Raw genomic sequence first — 15,998 nt, 5'->3', positions numbered from 1 at the left:
TAGGATGCACTGACATTCTCGCTCAAGGGGGAACTGGCATGACGGATCGCAAAATTTCAGCAAAATTGCTGGCAGTAGCTGCTCTGGTGTTCGCGAGCCAAGGACTTGCCTTCGCGCAGATGCCGCAACAACAACCCGATGCGAAGGCCTTCAAATTGGGCAAGCTCGACATCGTCGCCCTGCACGACGCCCAGTTTGTCCAACCGAATGACGGGAAGATATTTGGTCTCGACCATAGCCCAACCGAGGTCGCGGATTTGCTGAAAGCGGCGGGTGCACCGACCGATACGGTCACGCTTAGCGTCGACACCCTGCTGGTCAAATCGGACAAGCACCTCATCCTGATCGATACCGGTGTCGGAGGCGCACTTCAGGGCAGCCTGGCAAAAGCCGGTTATCACGCGGATGCAGTCGACGAAATCCTGATTACCCATTCTCATCCGGATCACGTTGGCGGACTGGTTCACGATGGAAAACTTGCTTTTCCAAAGGCCACCATCCGCATGTCGGAAGCGGAGTGGTCCTATGCCAAGGCCAATGAAAAACTGGCCGACGTGGTTAAGGTCATCGCGGACCATGTGAAGACGTTCAAACCTGGCGGTGAGGTTCTCCCCGGTATCGCATCCGTGGCCATGAGCGGGCACACTCCGGGCCATGTCGGCTACCAGATCACCTCGGGAAAGGAGAGGCTGTTCGATATTGGCGACACCGTTCACAGCTCCATCATTTCGCTCGCCAAGCCAACTTGGGCGATATCGTTCGACGGTGACAAGCCGGAAGCGGAGCAGAACCGTGTGAAAACGCTGAACACGCTAGCCAAGAGTCATGAGAGGATTTTCGCGCCGCATTTTCCGTTCCCTGGCGTGGGATATATCACGGCGGAAGGCGACCATTTCAAATGGACTGCGGATGACAAGTCCGAATAGGACTATGTTCGGAGGCTGCTGAAGCATCGATTGACGATCCTGTTGGTTCGCCGGACCGTCTCTGCTGATCGGCGGCAGAAAGCCCTTGATTGACTCGTCTTATGCTTGATGCCGTGCCCTGCTGATGATTAAGTCAATGACGACGTGGGGTGAATTTCCGCAGCTCGTCTCATGACTGTCCGAAGCCCCGGGAAAGAATACGAGCACGTGACGACCAGCATCAGACATATCGCCAAACTCGCCGGAACATCGGTCTCGTCAGTATCGCGCGTGCTCAACAATAGCGGTTATGCCTCGCCCGAGCTCAGGGAGCGTGTGGAGGCGGCCATTCGCGCGCTGAACTATACGCCGAGCAAGGGCGCGCGCATGCTGCGGGGAGCGCCGAGCCGGATGATCGGGCTGATGCTGCCGTCGATCGACGTGCCGTTCTTCGGCATCCTGGCCCATACGATCGAACAGGAATTATTCCAACGCGGCTACCAGACGCTGATCTGCAGCACAGCGGAGAACATGGATCACGAGGCGCGCTACATGTCCATGCTGCTTGCCCAGCGCGTCGATGGCGTCATCGTAGCAAGTGCCTTTGGCAGCATCGAGCACTTCGAGACCCTGCGGGATGCCCATATTCCGATCGTCGCTATCGATCGCGAGCTGAGCGGCATCGCCGACGACGCAATCATGGCCGATCATGAGGAAGGCGGCCGCCTGATGGCGCGTCACCTGATCGACCTCGGCCACCGGTCGATCGGCATCGTCGGCGCGCCGGCCCATAGCCAGCCAGTTCAGCTTCGCCTCCGGGGTATTTCGGAGGAAATGGCGAAACACAGGATCGCGCCGGCCGCCGTGACGATGGCCGAGGAACACAGCTTCGCGGCAACCTACCCACTGGCGCGGGATCTGCTGACGGCGCACCCGGAGATCACGGCGATCATCGGCACGACCGATATTTCGGCGATTGCGGCAATCCACGCCGTTCTGGATCGTGGTTGTTCCGTGCCAGGCGATTATTCGGTAATCGGTTTCGACGACCTGCCGGAGGCAGCCTACATCTTTCCCCGGCTGACGACCGTCGCACAGCCGATCCGCGATGTCGGGCAGCGGGCGGCACAGCGCCTGGAAACGCTGATCGCGGAACACCACGCGGGGCACGAACCGCGCGCGGGTGCTGTCGTGAAAGTGCCGGTCACCCTAATCCATAGGGACTCGACCGGCCCCGCCCGCGGCTGAGGCGGAATGGTCACGGCATGATCCAAGCTAGGGTCGGACAATGACCTTGATCTCGCCCGGCAATGGCGCGCTACCCACCACCTCCGCGACCTCTTCGAGACCTATGGTCTTGGTCACCAGTATATCCAGCTCCAACGCCCCGCTCGCGACCAATGCGGCCGCCCGCGAATGGGTGAACGGATTGAGATAGGCCGGCCTTATATCGACTTCGTTGACGAGCAGATCGAACGGCAGGACAGGCACCTCGACCCCTCTAGGCGTTACTCCGAAAAGCACGAAGTTACCGCCGCGCCGCGCCATCCGCAGACCGGTCTGCAAGGTCTCGGGGACGCCTGCGCACTCGATGACGACATCCGCGCCGCCATGGGTGACGTCTCGAACGGCGGCGACCGCGTCCGAAGCTGTCGGGTCGAATGCATGCGTCGCGCCCAATTGCAGCGCAGTCTGCCGTCTCGAGAGCTGCCGCGTGATCAAAATCACCTGGCTTGCTCCAGCCAAGCGGGCCAATTGCACCATGAGCAGGCCGATGACGCCTCCGCCCAAGATAGCGACGCTCTCGCCCGCACGGATCTCGGCCTTGTCGATGGCATGAAGGCAGCAGGCAAGCGGCTCGCAGAAAGCGCCGTGCACGGGATTGAGATCGGCAGGCAGCGTGAATGCCTGACGGTACGGCACCGCCACATATTCGGCAAAACCACCATCTCGCGTCACGCCGATCGCGGTCAAACCCTCGCACAGGTTCACCCGCCCGCGCGCGCAGGCATGACAACGGCCGCAGGCGATATTCGGGTCTGCGGTCACCAGCTCACCGCCGGTAAAACCGATGACCTCCTCGCCGACCACTTCGACGATGCCGCAGAATTCATGGCCCATCGTGACCGGAATCGCTGTCGGATACTCGCCCTTGTACATGTGGCGATCAGAGCCGCAGATGCCGGCGGCAAGGACCCTGACGAGTAATTCGCCCGGCCGCGCAACTGGTTTCTCGACGCTGCGCATGGTCATGGATGCGATCGACTCCAAGCGGACGGCTTTCATTCCTCTCCTCCTCGCTGATGATCCCACATTGCAAGAATGGCGCACCCGGCACCGGTCCGGCGCGCACTGCCTAAATGATCAGCTCATGACGTTGCCGCCATCGACATTGTAGCACTGCGCGACGATGTATGCCGCATCCGGCCCGGCCAGAAAGGCAGCCATGGCCGCCTGTTCTTCCGCCGCCCCAAATCGTCCGGCGGGAACGGCGGCGGCCACACGGCGCTTCACCTCGCCGGGCTGCAATCCTTCGCGACTCCCAAGTTTCGCATCGACGACGTCCCACATCGGCGTATCGACCACGCCGGGGGCGATGGCGTTCACATTGATCCCGTATGGGATCAGTTCCAGAGCGCAGCTTTGGGTGATGCTGATGACGGCCGCTTTGGAGGCGCAGTAAGCGACGGCCGGTCCCTCGCCGCGGCGGCCGGCCTGAGACGAGAAATTGATGATGCGCCCGCCTTCGCCTCTCTCCACCATATGCCGGGCAACCGCCTGCGTCATGAAAATCACGCCTTCGATATTGACCTGGAAAACCCTGGCGGTGCGCTCGCGCGATATCTCCAGGATGGATTGGACATCGTAGATGCCTGCGGCGTTCACCAGTATGTCTATCCTGCCGGCGGTCTTTATCGAAAAGTCCACCGCGGCGTCGATGCTCTCCTGGCTGGTCACGTCGAGCGCCACGCCCCAGCTATCGGGGCCGATCGCCTTCGCGACCCCCGCGCATCGTTCACCATCCAGATCGGCCACGACGACCTTCGCGCCTTCCGCTGCAAAGCGTTCGCAAACGGCCTTGCCGATACCGCTCGCGCCTCCCGTGACCAATGCCACCTTTCCGGACAGTCGAGATGTCTGCACCAAGGTCATCGTGTCAACTCCTCGTTCGCCGCTGCTGTTGCGCTTGGCTTCATGCCTGCTTCCTCCTTGCTTGGTCCCGATGCGAGTTCAACAGGTTAATCGGATACCGGATTCATCTCCTCCATATCCTCCAGAAGAACCCTCATGCTGGGGATGCCATCGGTGGCCGTCGCGCCCGCAAGGCAACGCGCAGCCGCAGCGTGGGCGACGGCGCAGATACGCTCGACAGGCCAGTTTTCATGCAGGCCGTAGAGCACGGCAGCGCAGAAAGCGTCTCCCGCGCCGACGGTGCTGACGATATCGTGCGGATCGACGGGCCGCGAGCGCGTTACGACCGGTAAAGTGTCCGGCGCAAACCAGAAACAGATTTCCGGCGCATGGATGACGACACCTTTGGTGACGCCGGCAGCCAGCAGGCGCTTGCCTGCGCTTAAAAGCCCAGCCTCACTCAGATCTCCCTTTTCATCGCGAACGGTAACGCCAGTTGCCCGACCCGCCTCCATCTCGTTGATGATCAGAAAATCGCAGAAAGGCAGAGCGACGCCCACCTTGGCGGCGAATTCCGGATCTTCGCTCGACACGAAATCCACACAGGTCGTGAGCCCCGCGCTGCGAGCGGCTTCCAGCAGGCGTGATGCCCCCGAACGACCGTCTGGGCCGATCTGGTCGAGCCCGGGCAATAGCATCAGATAGCCGAGATAGAACAGCCGATAGCCGGCGTTAGCAAAGGTCGCAGACGAGATGAGCGTATCTGTGAGCGCATCGTTGGCGCCGCCATGATAGAAGAAGGTGCGGTTCTGACCCGGCACGTTCATGACATGCGTGTGAGCCGTCACCCGATCTGCGAGCGCCAGAAGTCCCTCGACATTGATGCCGGCATTCGCAAGGCGGGCCTTGACGATCTCTCCGTCCTGATCAGCACCGATGCATCCCGCCGCCGCCAGCCTTCCGGAAAACCCGAGCGAGGCGAGGTCGGTGACGACATTGGCCGCCCCACCGCCGACACCCAAATCCTGATGCACGATGTAGGCAAGATTACCCTGTTCGGGCCAATAAGACAGGGTGTGGACGCGATCGACGATGAAGTTTCCCGCGCAGACGATGCCGCCCTGCTGACTGTCGCCACCGTGAGCCTCCTCCCCCGATCGCATCAGCCTCCTCCCTCGTTCCACAGGGGCCTGAGCGGCGGCTCATCTTCCTCGATCGCGGCAAAGCGCCCGATCGGCTCAAGAAAGAAGTTGTCGCTATGGTCGTCGTTGACCTGGCTGACCTCGCCGACAAGCACAGGCCCGCCCCCTTTCCTGCCGTAAAAGCGATGATAAAGCCCGGTGCGGATCGTCACGCTCTGGCCGGACGCAAGAACCAACGGTTCCCATGCGGCGAGCCGGCGCGGCAGCCCATCCACCGGAACCATCACATCATCCTGCAGCGCATTGCCATCAGCATCGGCAGCGGCGAATTTGATGACGAGATCGCCGCCAGCGCGATTGATGATGTCTTCCATCTTCGCCGCGTGCCGATGCGTCGGCGTCACCTGACCCTCCTCGACGAAAAGCAGCTTTTCGGCATAGGTGCGCTCGCCCTCGGCACCAACAATGCCGTTGCGCAGGCAGAACAACACGAGACCGCATTCGGCGAAGCGGTTGGAGCCGAAATCGGTGACATCCCAACCAAGCTGATGGGCGCGCAGATAGGCCGATGCCTCCGGATGGGAGGCAAATTCCGACGCCGACCAAAAGCCCCACTCCGGCAGAGACCAATGCCAGCGTTCAAGGGTCTCGCTTGCGCGCCGCAGCGCGGCGTTGATTTCGGAGCGCTTCATCAGACTGCCGCTCCGTCATAGTTGACCGAAACGACGGCATCCTCGCGGCCGGATTTGAGAGCGGCCGTCAGCACCGCATGATGTGCCTGCGCCTCCGCCGGCGTGGCGCAGCCAAAACCGTTGGCATTTCCTCCGGCAAGCTCATCGACGAAGGCCGCCCACATCTGCTGTATGGCATCGGCAAAGCCGAATTCGAAGATTTTGCCGGTGATTGCCGGAAACAGCGAACCATATCCGAGATCCTCGGTGCTCCAGGCCTGCGCGCCGCCATTATAGTCCATCCACTGCCACTGGCGCGGCGACTTTGTGCTGAAGAATGCGCTCTTCCTCATGCCGAGAATGCGAATGTACCAGGTATTCGATTCACCCGGCGCTATGCGCCAGGTTTTCAACACCATGGGGAAATCCTGATCCCCGGTGCGCACGCGGGAGCTGATCGTGGCATTGTCCCAGGTAGTGCAAGGCAGCATCCCGCCCTTGCCGTCGGGACGTTCGGTGACCTTCTTGACCAATTGCGCATGCAGGGTTTGCGGACGCCAGCCAAGGCGCAGCGGCACATGCAGCACATGCATGCCGAGATCGCCCATGCAGCCGTAATCACCGTTGATATCCGCCATGCGCTTCCAGTTGATCGGCTTCTGCCGGTCGATATCCGAGGAATGCAGGAAGCCCGCCTCGACTTCGAGGATATCCCCCATCTCACCGCTTTTAGCGAGCGCGATGACCTTCTGTGCGCCGGGGAAGAAAGGCATTTCCGACGAGCAGCGGACCAGGAGTTCGGGATGCTCGGCGAGAACCGCCATGATCGCTCGGTTCTGGGCGGCATCCATGCCGAACGGCTTTTCGCCGAGAAGATGCTTTCCGGCCTTCAGGACATCGATATAGAAGTCCTGGTGCAGCACATGCGGGACGGCGCAATAGACCGCATCGACTTCGGGATTGGCCAGAAGCTCCTTATAGTCGGCGGTGAATTGCCGAACCGTCGGCACATTGTCCCTGAACCAGTCGAGCAGCGTCGTATTGGTGTCGCAGACGGCGATGATTTCTGGCCGCGCCTTCATATCGGCCAAATGCAGCCAGCGCGCCGCAGCGCTCGCGAACTCGCGCCCCATCAGACCACAGCCGATGACGCCGAAGCGGAATATTTTTGTCATGCCTCCTCCTCCCAAGATGCGTCAGGCGAGATGCCGGGAGGCATCTTCGACCGAAGCCCCGTCATGGACGATCGCCATCAGCGCCCGTGTCATGCCTGCGGGGTTGTTGTGCTGAATGACGTTGCGGCCATAGACGATGCCCCGGGCGCCCTGTTCCATCAACTGCTTTGTCCGGGTCAGGATTTCCTGATCCGAAACGCGGCCGCCGCCGCGCACCAGCACCGGAAGACCCTGAGCGATTTCGACGACGCGATGATATTCCGCGACATTGTCGCATGGGTCGGCCTTGATGATGTCAGCGCCGAGTTCGGCTGCCTGACGCACCAGCGGCAGGATCTTGTCGATCGCGCCGTCGACCATGTAGGCACCCTTTGAATTGTCCTGCATGACCAGCGGTTCGACCATCAGCGGCATGCCGTAGATCTCGCATTCACGCTTCAGACTATTCACGTTGCGCACGCAGGCACGATAGACTTCGGGCTGGTCCGGCAGCATCAGAAGATTGACGACGACGCAGGCGGCATCCAGCGCCACGGCCTGCTCGACGCCCCGGTCGATCATTTCGGAAAACAGCGCCGAAGGCAGCGGATTGCCGTAGATATTGGCAATGTCAGTGCGCAGCACCAATGCTGGGCGCTGCTTGCCGGGGATTGCCTGCAGCAGAGGCGCCGTGCCGGGCGGAAGCTGAATGGCATCGGGCGCGGCATCGGCGATCACCTTGATGGCCGTCTTCATGTCCTCGATCCCAGCGAGAAAAGTCCGCTCGTTGAACATGCCGTGATCGATGGCGACGTCGAAGCAATTTCCAGACACGCCAAAAAGGCGGTTGAGCCGCGCGGATTTCATTCGCTTCCTCCCATATGGTAACGTTTCCATACGGGAGGATATGCGGGTCAGGACTGCGAGTCAATAAATGTGGTATCGTTTCCATATATCGTTATGCATTGAACGGCTGGCAATCCCTACCAATTCAATCAAAGCAAGGGACTGAGCCGCGTTATCGCGGCAAAGCGCTCCCAGTCTTTCTGAGGCTTGGGAGTCCAGGCCGCTTCCGCAATCGCATTCAAACGAGGAAAGACGAGATGGTTGAAATAGGCCTTGGAGATGAAATTCTCACTCCAGATGCAGGCCTGAATGCCTTTGAGCTTATGTTTAAGCTCATCCGGGAAATCGCCTTCCGCCTCATAGGTGTAGGTATAATGAGGAGGCACGGTGCCCGCCCAGCTCGCGCCGGGCTCCTGCCAATCCTCGGCCTGGACCATGTCCAGATAATAGGCTTGGCCGGGCGTGATCACCACGTCATAGCCTTCATGGGCAAGCTCGATGCCGACCTTCTGGTTCTCCCATGCCATGAGCAGCGTGTTTTCCGCATTGACGCCGCCGCCATGGGCGACCTCGTTCCAGCCGGCGAGCTTTCGGCCGCGCGCATCGAGCATCGCCTTGACCTTGCCCAGAAAATAGGACTGGAGGCCGAACGTTCCTTCTATGCCTTCCTGATCCATCAATTTGCGGCAGAGCGGCGAAGCGAGCCATGAGCCATTAGCGACCTCGTCGCCGCCAACATGGACGTAGTCGGAGGGAAAAAGCTCGATCAGTTCGTCGAAGACTTTGCCGAGAAACTCATATGTGGCGGGAATTGCCGGGTTAAGCGCATTGTTGGGATAGCCTTGAACCGAGCGGTAGCTGTCGGGCGCCTCCTGGCCATCGGCCAGTTCGGGAATGGACATGAGGGCTGCCGTGCAATGGCCCGGAATATCGATTTCCGGGATGATCTCGATATGGAGCGCAGCGGCATGCGCAACGATCTCCCGGACGGTCTCCTGCGAATAGTGCCCCTCGCGAACCTCGGCGCCATCGCCCAGTTGCGGCACCAGGATTTCATTCGGGCCGCGCCGCGCGCCGATCGTGGTCAGCGCCGGATAGGCCTTGATCTCGATGCGCCAGGCCTCGTCGTCGGTCAGGTGCCAATGGAAGATATTGAGCTTGTTCCAGGCCAGGATATCGAGAAGGCGGGAGATATCGGCCGCGGGATAGAATTGCCTGGAGACATCGAGATGGCAGCCGCGCCAGGCATAGCGCGGCTGGTCGGAAATTCGCCCGGCGACCGGAAATTTGAATCTTGCAGGCTCGGTCCGGGCGCCATGCAGCATCTGCGCAAGCGTGGTCAGCCCATATTGCAGGCCGGCTGCATCCCAGCTTGTCAGGCGGATGCCGCCCGGCGAGAAATCAAGCGCGTAGCCTTCCTTGGAAAGCGATGACGACGCGAATATCACCGGCACGCCGCCTTCGACGGCGGTGAGGCTGAAGGGCACGTTCGCGGCGGGAAAGAGCCGCTGGAAAAGCCGGAGCACGGCCACCATCGTCTTGCGATGCACAGGTCCGCTCCCCGGTGCGGGATAGAGCGCCACCGGCACCTCACCGCCTGCCGTCAGACGGCATTCGGCTGGCCAGGGCAAGAGCGAGAAAGGCTGGTCGAGCCGTCCTTCCGGAAGAAGCGCCGGTGCGGCCGTGCTCTTTCGGCCTTTGAGCATCAGATCGCCGAATGTGACCGGCAGGGCGCGTCCATCGCTCAAGGTCATATAGGCGGATTTCACACCGTCGGTGCAATGTTTCGCCGGACGGGTCAGGCCGGACACACGAAAGGTCCATTGCTCGCCCGGTGCGAGCGCAAGCTCGGCCGGCGGCGCATATTCGTGAAAATTGGCATTGCGGCGCAGCAGCGTCGCGCCCTGACACACATGAGTGTCGGCCGTGCGGGTGAGCGACGTATAGGCAAGGCGGAAACCGGTGAGGGTCTCATCGGTAAAATTGAAGAGCGTGAATTCGAAACGGCCGGTCGTGCCTTCGATAGGTTCCCAGCAGGCTTCGAGATGACATGGTGCTGACGTCATGGTGGTGCTTTCAGATTTCGGTGAGGGCGAAACAATGCTTGCGGAATGTCAGGAGGAAGTGCGGAGCATGCCGCGATAGATACCGGGCCATGATCCGGGGATTTCGAGGATGTCGAGGCGCTTGCAGTAGAATTCGACAGGGCCCGGATCGCCGATAATGGCATAGGCATACCCGGCCTCGCGCAGGCCATAGAGCACGGCAAACAACAGCGCTTCGCCGACGCCCTTGCCGCGCTGGTCCTCCGCGACCCCAGTCGGCCCGAAAAAGCCCTTGGCAATCGCGTCGCCGCAGGCAAAGCCCAACATCTCGCCATCCTTGACCGCAATCCAGGTCGTGATCGGATGGCTGCCGAAGCCCGTTTCGCTTTCGGCGGCCCATTTCAAGCCAAAATGCTTTTCGATCCAGCCGAGCACCAGGCTGCGCTCCGGCGTCAGCGCCCGGCGTATCTCGATGCCATGCGCGCGCACTTTCGCGTCGTCATAGGCCGGCAGGTCGTAAAGACGGACCAGAAGATCAGACATGCTACGCGGCCTCCCCTGTCGATGGGTTCATGTCGATATGATGAAAGACGAAATGGCCGGGCGTAACCTCCACCGATTGCCCGACCGGCCTGCGAGATGCGTCGCGCACCGTCTCGGCATGCGTGGAGAATGATTGCCCCTGTTCGCCGCTACGGCCCGCGATCCTGACGGCCGGATCGGGCACGGCCGAGAGCAGCAGCCGCGTATAGGGATGCTGCGGATTGCGGATCACGCTGGCCGACGGGCCATATTCGACGATCTGACCGGCAAACATCACGGCCGTATCCTCGGCAATATAATGCGCCGTCGCGATATCGTGGGTGATGTAAAGGAAGCCGATGCCACGTTCGAGCTTCAGCCGGCGCATGAGGTCCAGCACGGAGCGGCGGATCGAGACGTCGAGCATGGATGTCGGCTCGTCCGCAACGATCAACCGTGCATCGACTGCAAGCGCGCGGGCGAGATTGACACGCTGGCGCTGTCCTCCCGAAAGCTCATGCGGATATTTATCGAGCGTCACGTTGGGATCGAGTTCGACATCGGCGAGCGTCTGACGCGCAGCCGCCTTCAACGCATCGCCCTTTAAGCCTTGATGCAAGATGAGAGGGCGGAAGAGGTGATGGCGGATCCTGTGTGCCGGATTGAGCGCCGCGAAGGGGTCCTGGAACACCATCTGCACCATGCGAAGGTAACTCATCTGGTCGGCTGCCGTGGTGAGGCCGCCGATATCCCGACCCGCAAACAGGATGTTGCCCGATGTCGGCTGGAAGAGCCGGGTGACTGCTCGTCCCACGGTCGATTTTCCGGACCCGGATTCGCCGACGATCGCCAGCGCCCTTCCCGCTTCCAGTTTCAAAGACACGTTCCGAAGCGCATCGACCCGCTTTTCCTGCCCGAACAACGGCTTCAGCAAGAAGGTTTTGCTGACGTTCTTGAGTTCGAGCAGCGGTGAGAAATTATCGTCCGTCATACCACCTCCATCGCGTGCCCGAGCCGCGGCATCGCCTCCCAAAGGCGACGCGTATACTCATGCCGGGGTGCGGCAACGATATCCGCGACGGGCGCGGTTTCGACGATTTCCCCCTTCAGCATGATGGCAATCCGATCGGCAAACTGTGCCATCAACGCCAGATCATGGGTGATGAAGAGGATGGAAAAGCCGAGCGTTTCCTTGAGCGTGACGATCTCCTGCAGGATCTCCCGCTGAACGACCACGTCAAGTGCAGTCGTCGGCTCATCCATGATCACGAGCTGCGGTTCGAGCGCGAGCGCGATGGCGAGCACGACACGCTGGCGCATGCCGCCGGACAATTGATGCGGATAGTCGTCAAGTCGGTCAGAGGAGATGGAGACGAGCCGCATCAGCGTCTCGGCGCGCGCCCGTGCCTCGTCCTTCCCCATTCCGTCGTGCCTGGACAGCACGTCCCTGAACTGCTCGAAGATCGTCAGCACCGGATTGAGAGAGCTCATGGCGCTCTGGAACACCATGGACGCCTTGCGCCAGCGCCACTGCTCCAGGGCGCGGGTGGAAAGCGCGAGCACATCGGTCCCGTCGATACGGATATCGCCCTTCGAGATGATCGCCGGCGGGCGATGCAGCCGCATCAGGGCGAAGGCTATGGTCGATTTTCCACAGCCGCTTTCGCCGGCAAGCCCCATCACTTCGCCGCGCTTTATGTCGAAATCCACACCCTTGACGGCGGTGAAGAGACCGTTTTGGGTCAGGAAATCCACCTGCAGCCCACGCACTTCCACGAGATTGGAGGAGAGGTTCATTTCAAGCCTCCTGTCCGTGTGCTACGGTCCGGGCGCGATCGAGCTTGCGCTGTTTTCTGACAGCCGCGTTGACTGTCCCGAGCGTGCGCAGCCGGGGATTGGAAATCTCGTCGACGGCAAAATTGATCAGCGAGAGACCGATGCCGATAACGGCGATCGCGGTTGCCGGCGCGAACACCTCCCACCAGGCGCCGACGCTCATCGCCGATGCGGTCTGGGCGTTATAGAGCATGGTGCCCCAGGAAACGGCGAGCGGATCGCCGAGCCCCAGAAACTCCAGCGTTGCCTCGGTGATGATCGTATAGATGACCGAGCCGATGAAATTGAAGCCGATGATCGAAAGCAGATTGGGCATGAGCTCGACGACGATCATCCGCCATTTCGGCTCGCCGATCAGCTCCGAGGCGAGGATGAAATCGCGTTGCCGGAGCGTCATGGTCTGCGCCCGCGTGACCCTTGCACCCCAGGCCCAGGAGGTCAGCCCGATGATAAGCACGATCACCAAGGGGCTCGCCTCGCCGACGAAAGCGGCGATGACGAGCAGCAAGGGCAATTGCGGAATGACGAGAGCGATATTGGTGATGAAGTTGATCGCCTCATCGATCCAGCCGCCGAAATAGCCGGCGGTGACGCCCAGGATCACGCCGATCACGGTGACGATCGAACCGGCCAGAAGCCCGATGAACAGCGACGTACGCGTGCCCCAGATCAACTGGGTGAAGACGTCGCGACCCATCCGGGTGGTGCCGAGGATGTGGTCCAATGAAGGCGCCTCATGCGGCCGGCCGACCCGTTTGATCGGCTCATGACCGGTCAGCACGGGAGCCAGCAAGGCGACAGCGACGTAAAGGAGGACGATGGCAAGGCCGATGAGCGCCTTGCGGTTGCTGAGAATGGGAAGGAGGGTCCTCTGCATGGATCAGGCCTTCCTCAATCTTGGGTCAAGCAGCACGTAGATGAGGTCCACAATGAGATTGGCCGAGAGCATGGCAAGCGTCATGATCAGCAACTGGCCCTGGATCAACGGATAGTCACGCGCGACGATGCCGAGATAGAGGAGATGGCCGAGACCCGGATAGTTGAACACCACCTCGGTCACCAGCGAGCCGCCCATCACGGCGCCGAGGGTGATGGCAAAAGCCGTCACGCTCGGAAGCAAGGCATTGCGCGCTGCGTAGTTGAACATCACGCGTCGATCGGAAAGGCCCTTGGCCATGCCCATGACGACATAATCCTCGCCGAGCTGGCCGATCATGTTGTTGCGCATGGTGACGAGATAGCCGCCGATATGAACGAAGGCGAGGGACACCACCGGCATGACGGCGTGGTAAAGCGCGCTGGAGAGAAAGCTCGGCGTCAGCCCGGGATCGAGTTGCGGGTCGAAGGCAAAACTCGTCGGAAACCAGGCGAGGATCAAACCAAAAACATAGAGCCCGGTCAGGGCCACCACGACCGCGGGGATGGACTGGAGCGCAAGCGCGCCGGGAGAAGCAATCGTATCGAGGACGCCGCCGCGCCGCCAGGCCGCGGAAACCCCGAGCCATGAACCCGTTGCGAAGGCGAGGACCGAGGCCGTGCCGGCGAGCGTCAGCGTCCAGGGAAGCGCATGACCGAGCACCTGCCCCACGGTCAGCGGATAGAATTTGATAGATGGCCCCAGATCCCAGGTGAAGACGCTTTTCATGTAGTCGAGAAACTGCAGATAAAGCGGCCCCGAGGCGAAGCCGAAGGTTTCGATCAAGGCGGCCTTGGCCTCGGGCGGCAGCGAGGAATTCATCTTGGCGAACATCACGTCCACCGGATTGCCCGGCATCTGCCGCGGTATGAAGAAATTTATCGTGGCCGCGGTGAAGAAGGCGGCAATATAGAAGATCACTCTTCGCAAGATGAAGGTCATCGGTTTGTCTCCGGCAGCGACCGAGCAGGGCGGATGTCCGCGATCAATTCGGTTCAGGCTGAGCGCCTGAACCGAATGCGTGCGTCCAAACAGAGAGGGAGAGTCGGACGCGCGATTACTGCGTGACTGGCCGCAATGCCAGAAGCTGCAGGAGCCGTTCCGGCACGCCGCCATAGACGACCGGGCGGGCGACCGGGTTGTCGGCGCTGAACCAACCGGTGAAGCGCTTGGTGTTGTATTCGTACCAGAGCGGGTTGTTGTAAACCGCAACGAAAGGCAGGTTCGCGCCGATAATGTCCTGGATCTTGTTCATGATCTCGACCTGCTTGCCGTGATCATTGGTGGTGTAGAATTCGTTCAGCAATGCATCGAGTTCTGGGTTGCTGTAGTGGGCCGACGCAAAGCGTGTCTTGCCCTTGTTGCTGGAGTTGAGCGCCTCGTCATACATGAACTGCGGCGTGATGCCGGTTCGGAAAGAGTTGATCGCCACGTCGTATTTGCCGGTGATCAGCGCATCGGTCCAGCCGGGGACATCCGGGGTTGCGAGCTTTGCCTGGATGCCGACCTCCGTCAGTCCTTCGATCGCAAGCTGGCAGGTGTTCACCCAGTCCGTCCAGCCATTCGGCACGATGATGTCGAAGCTGATCTTGCTGCCATCCGGATTTTCGACGAAGCCGTCGCCATCGACATCCTTGAAGCCGGCCTTCGCCAGCTCAGCCTTGGCGGCCTCGACATTATATTTCGAGAAGGCCCCGTATTTCTCATCCACCTTCGGATCATTCCAGGAATGGAAAGCCCGTCCGAGGCCGGAGGGATATTCGTTGAGCGTCGGATAGCCATAGCCGGCAATGTCGACCATCGCCTGGCGATCCAGCGCCATTGAGAAGGCGCGGCGGAAGGCGAGGTTGTTGAATGCCTCGTGATTGCCAGGATTCGTCGTTTCGAAATTCATGGTGAAGGCGACCATGGAACCGGCCGGGAACCAGTAGCCATGATGTTTGGGGTCCGTACCGACATAAGTCTTCTCAATGTCCGGAAGGAAGGAGCCGAACCAGTCGAGTTCGCCCTTGGCGGCAAGCGCGATCGTTTGATCATTGCCCGCGACCTGCGGGAAACGCATGCAATCGACCTTCAGCGTGGCGTTGTCCCAATAATTGGGGTTGCGGCACTGGACATATTCCTGCGGCGTGAAGCGGCGGATTTCTGTGAGCGGGCCGCTGCCGACCGGATTGGGATTGGTGAACGTGACCGGATCCTTGACGGACGCCCAGATATGTTCCGGAACGATGTAAATCTGCACGATCTTGAAGATCAGGCCGCTGTTCGGGCTTTTGTAGTTGATCTTCACCGTATGATCGTCAGGTGCCTCGATTCCATCGATCTGATCCCAGATCGCCTGCAGATCGAGCGCCTTGTGCTCCTTGATCAGATTGAATGTGAAGACCACGTCCTTCGCGGTAAACGGCTTGCCGTCAGACCACTTCGCGTTCCTGAGCTTGAAGGTGACGCTTTTCAGATCGTCCGAATAGGCAAAGGATTCCGCCAGCCGATAATTCGGTTCGCCATCCTTGAGCGCATTGAAGACAATCAGCGGCTCATACATGAAGTCTTCCACCGATGGCACGCGGGTCGTGGTGTTGAAAGGATTGAAATTCTCCACCCACGCCGTCGATTCGTCCGGCAGTGCAGTCAACGTCACCTCTGCACGCGCTGATGCCGGCACCATGACACTGGCAACCAGCGCGGCCTTCAAAATAGTCTTGATGTTCATTTCCGTTCCCCATTTATCACGGCGCAGGTTCTAGCCCGGCCCGGTTGGCAACGTCATATCAGCGCGAGGCGAACGGCAAAGTCACCCGACAATTCCGGCAGGAGTTGCGGCAAAAT

General features: G+C 60.6%; 15 protein-coding genes. 2 read left to right on the top strand and 13 right to left on the bottom strand.

The window, feature by feature from the left end:
- Positions 1-38 precede the first annotated feature (38 nt).
- Positions 39-926: an MBL fold metallo-hydrolase gene (locus tag N2601_RS21170; RefSeq protein ID WP_260304775.1), complete on the top strand. Its 888-nt coding sequence runs from the start codon at positions 39-41 to the stop codon at positions 924-926.
- Between the two features lie 207 nt (positions 927-1,133).
- A complete protein-coding gene (locus tag N2601_RS21165; RefSeq protein ID WP_260304774.1) occupies positions 1,134-2,153 on the top strand; it encodes a LacI family DNA-binding transcriptional regulator in 1,020 nt (339 codons plus the stop codon).
- Positions 2,154-2,180: 27 nt separating this feature from the next.
- On the opposite strand, the gene N2601_RS21160 is transcribed toward N2601_RS21165, so the two are convergent.
- The 13 genes from N2601_RS21160 to N2601_RS21100 form a co-directional block, all read right to left on the bottom strand.
- The gene (locus N2601_RS21160; protein WP_260304773.1) at positions 2,181-3,191 is read right to left on the bottom strand and encodes a zinc-dependent alcohol dehydrogenase family protein; all 1,011 of its coding nucleotides are present in this window, start codon (positions 3,189-3,191) and stop codon (positions 2,181-2,183) included.
- Between the two features lie 78 nt (positions 3,192-3,269).
- Positions 3,270-4,058 (bottom strand): L-iditol 2-dehydrogenase, encoded by a 789-nt coding sequence (locus N2601_RS21155; protein ID WP_260304772.1) that lies wholly within the window; start codon positions 4,056-4,058, stop codon positions 3,270-3,272.
- A gap of 86 nt (positions 4,059-4,144) precedes the next feature.
- Complete coding sequence (locus N2601_RS21150; protein ID WP_260304771.1) at positions 4,145-5,200, bottom strand: carbohydrate kinase family protein; 1,056 nt, start codon at positions 5,198-5,200, stop codon at positions 4,145-4,147.
- Positions 5,200-5,871 carry a D-lyxose/D-mannose family sugar isomerase gene (locus tag N2601_RS21145; protein ID WP_260304770.1) on the bottom strand — a complete coding sequence of 224 codons (672 nt, stop codon included), beginning with the start codon at positions 5,869-5,871 and terminating at the stop codon, positions 5,200-5,202. Before N2601_RS21145 ends, N2601_RS21150 begins: the two co-directional genes overlap by 1 nt.
- The gene (locus N2601_RS21140; protein ID WP_260304769.1) at positions 5,871-7,025 is read right to left on the bottom strand and encodes a Gfo/Idh/MocA family protein; all 1,155 of its coding nucleotides are present in this window, start codon (positions 7,023-7,025) and stop codon (positions 5,871-5,873) included. Before N2601_RS21140 ends, N2601_RS21145 begins: the two co-directional genes overlap by 1 nt.
- A gap of 21 nt (positions 7,026-7,046) precedes the next feature.
- The gene (locus N2601_RS21135; RefSeq protein WP_260304768.1) at positions 7,047-7,871 is read right to left on the bottom strand and encodes a class I fructose-bisphosphate aldolase; all 825 of its coding nucleotides are present in this window, start codon (positions 7,869-7,871) and stop codon (positions 7,047-7,049) included.
- A gap of 128 nt (positions 7,872-7,999) precedes the next feature.
- Positions 8,000-9,916: a beta-N-acetylhexosaminidase gene (locus N2601_RS21130; RefSeq protein WP_260304767.1), complete on the bottom strand. Its 1,917-nt coding sequence runs from the start codon at positions 9,914-9,916 to the stop codon at positions 8,000-8,002.
- A gap of 48 nt (positions 9,917-9,964) precedes the next feature.
- A complete protein-coding gene (locus N2601_RS21125; protein ID WP_260304766.1) occupies positions 9,965-10,438 on the bottom strand; it encodes a GNAT family N-acetyltransferase in 474 nt (157 codons plus the stop codon).
- Between the two features lies 1 nt (position 10,439).
- Entirely contained in the window at positions 10,440-11,408 is a 969-nt protein-coding gene (locus tag N2601_RS21120; protein ID WP_260304765.1) for an ABC transporter ATP-binding protein, read from the bottom strand.
- The gene (locus tag N2601_RS21115) at positions 11,405-12,214 is read right to left on the bottom strand and encodes an ABC transporter ATP-binding protein (RefSeq protein WP_260304764.1); all 810 of its coding nucleotides are present in this window, start codon (positions 12,212-12,214) and stop codon (positions 11,405-11,407) included. Before N2601_RS21115 ends, N2601_RS21120 begins: the two co-directional genes overlap by 4 nt.
- A 1-nt stretch (position 12,215) precedes the next feature.
- Entirely contained in the window at positions 12,216-13,130 is a 915-nt protein-coding gene (locus N2601_RS21110) for an ABC transporter permease (protein WP_104826219.1), read from the bottom strand.
- A 3-nt stretch (positions 13,131-13,133) separates the two neighbouring features.
- The gene (locus N2601_RS21105) at positions 13,134-14,111 is read right to left on the bottom strand and encodes an ABC transporter permease (RefSeq protein ID WP_260304763.1); all 978 of its coding nucleotides are present in this window, start codon (positions 14,109-14,111) and stop codon (positions 13,134-13,136) included.
- 115 nt (positions 14,112-14,226) lie between these two features.
- A complete protein-coding gene (locus N2601_RS21100) occupies positions 14,227-15,882 on the bottom strand; it encodes an ABC transporter substrate-binding protein (RefSeq protein WP_260304762.1) in 1,656 nt (551 codons plus the stop codon).
- Positions 15,883-15,998: the final 116 nt, after the last annotated feature.

The sequence above is a fragment of the Rhizobium sp. CB3060 genome (genome assembly GCF_025200735.1).
Lineage (GTDB): Bacteria > Pseudomonadota > Alphaproteobacteria > Rhizobiales > Rhizobiaceae > Rhizobium.
This window is presented reverse-complemented; position numbering and strand designations above follow the sequence as displayed.

Excerpts from the sequence above, each read along its gene's own strand:
- N2601_RS21170 (WP_260304775.1), top strand. The coding sequence starts at position 39 with ATGACGGATCGCAAAATTTCAGCAAAATTGCTGGCAGTAGCTGCTCTG.
- N2601_RS21160 (WP_260304773.1), bottom strand. The coding sequence starts at position 3,191 with ATGAAAGCCGTCCGCTTGGAGTCGATCGCATCCATGACCATGCGCAGC.
- N2601_RS21155 (WP_260304772.1), bottom strand. The coding sequence starts at position 4,058 with ATGACCTTGGTGCAGACATCTCGACTGTCCGGAAAGGTGGCATTGGTC.
- N2601_RS21150 (WP_260304771.1), bottom strand. The coding sequence starts at position 5,200 with ATGCGATCGGGGGAGGAGGCTCACGGTGGCGACAGTCAGCAGGGCGGC.
- N2601_RS21145 (WP_260304770.1), bottom strand. The coding sequence starts at position 5,871 with ATGAAGCGCTCCGAAATCAACGCCGCGCTGCGGCGCGCAAGCGAGACC.
- N2601_RS21140 (WP_260304769.1), bottom strand. The coding sequence starts at position 7,025 with ATGACAAAAATATTCCGCTTCGGCGTCATCGGCTGTGGTCTGATGGGG.
- N2601_RS21135 (WP_260304768.1), bottom strand. The coding sequence starts at position 7,871 with ATGAAATCCGCGCGGCTCAACCGCCTTTTTGGCGTGTCTGGAAATTGC.
- N2601_RS21130 (WP_260304767.1), bottom strand. The coding sequence starts at position 9,916 with ATGACGTCAGCACCATGTCATCTCGAAGCCTGCTGGGAACCTATCGAA.
- N2601_RS21125 (WP_260304766.1), bottom strand. The coding sequence starts at position 10,438 with ATGTCTGATCTTCTGGTCCGTCTTTACGACCTGCCGGCCTATGACGAC.
- N2601_RS21120 (WP_260304765.1), bottom strand. The coding sequence starts at position 11,408 with ATGACGGACGATAATTTCTCACCGCTGCTCGAACTCAAGAACGTCAGC.
- N2601_RS21115 (WP_260304764.1), bottom strand. The coding sequence starts at position 12,214 with ATGAACCTCTCCTCCAATCTCGTGGAAGTGCGTGGGCTGCAGGTGGAT.
- N2601_RS21110 (WP_104826219.1), bottom strand. The coding sequence starts at position 13,130 with ATGCAGAGGACCCTCCTTCCCATTCTCAGCAACCGCAAGGCGCTCATC.
- N2601_RS21105 (WP_260304763.1), bottom strand. The coding sequence starts at position 14,111 with ATGACCTTCATCTTGCGAAGAGTGATCTTCTATATTGCCGCCTTCTTC.
- N2601_RS21100 (WP_260304762.1), bottom strand. The coding sequence starts at position 15,882 with ATGAACATCAAGACTATTTTGAAGGCCGCGCTGGTTGCCAGTGTCATG.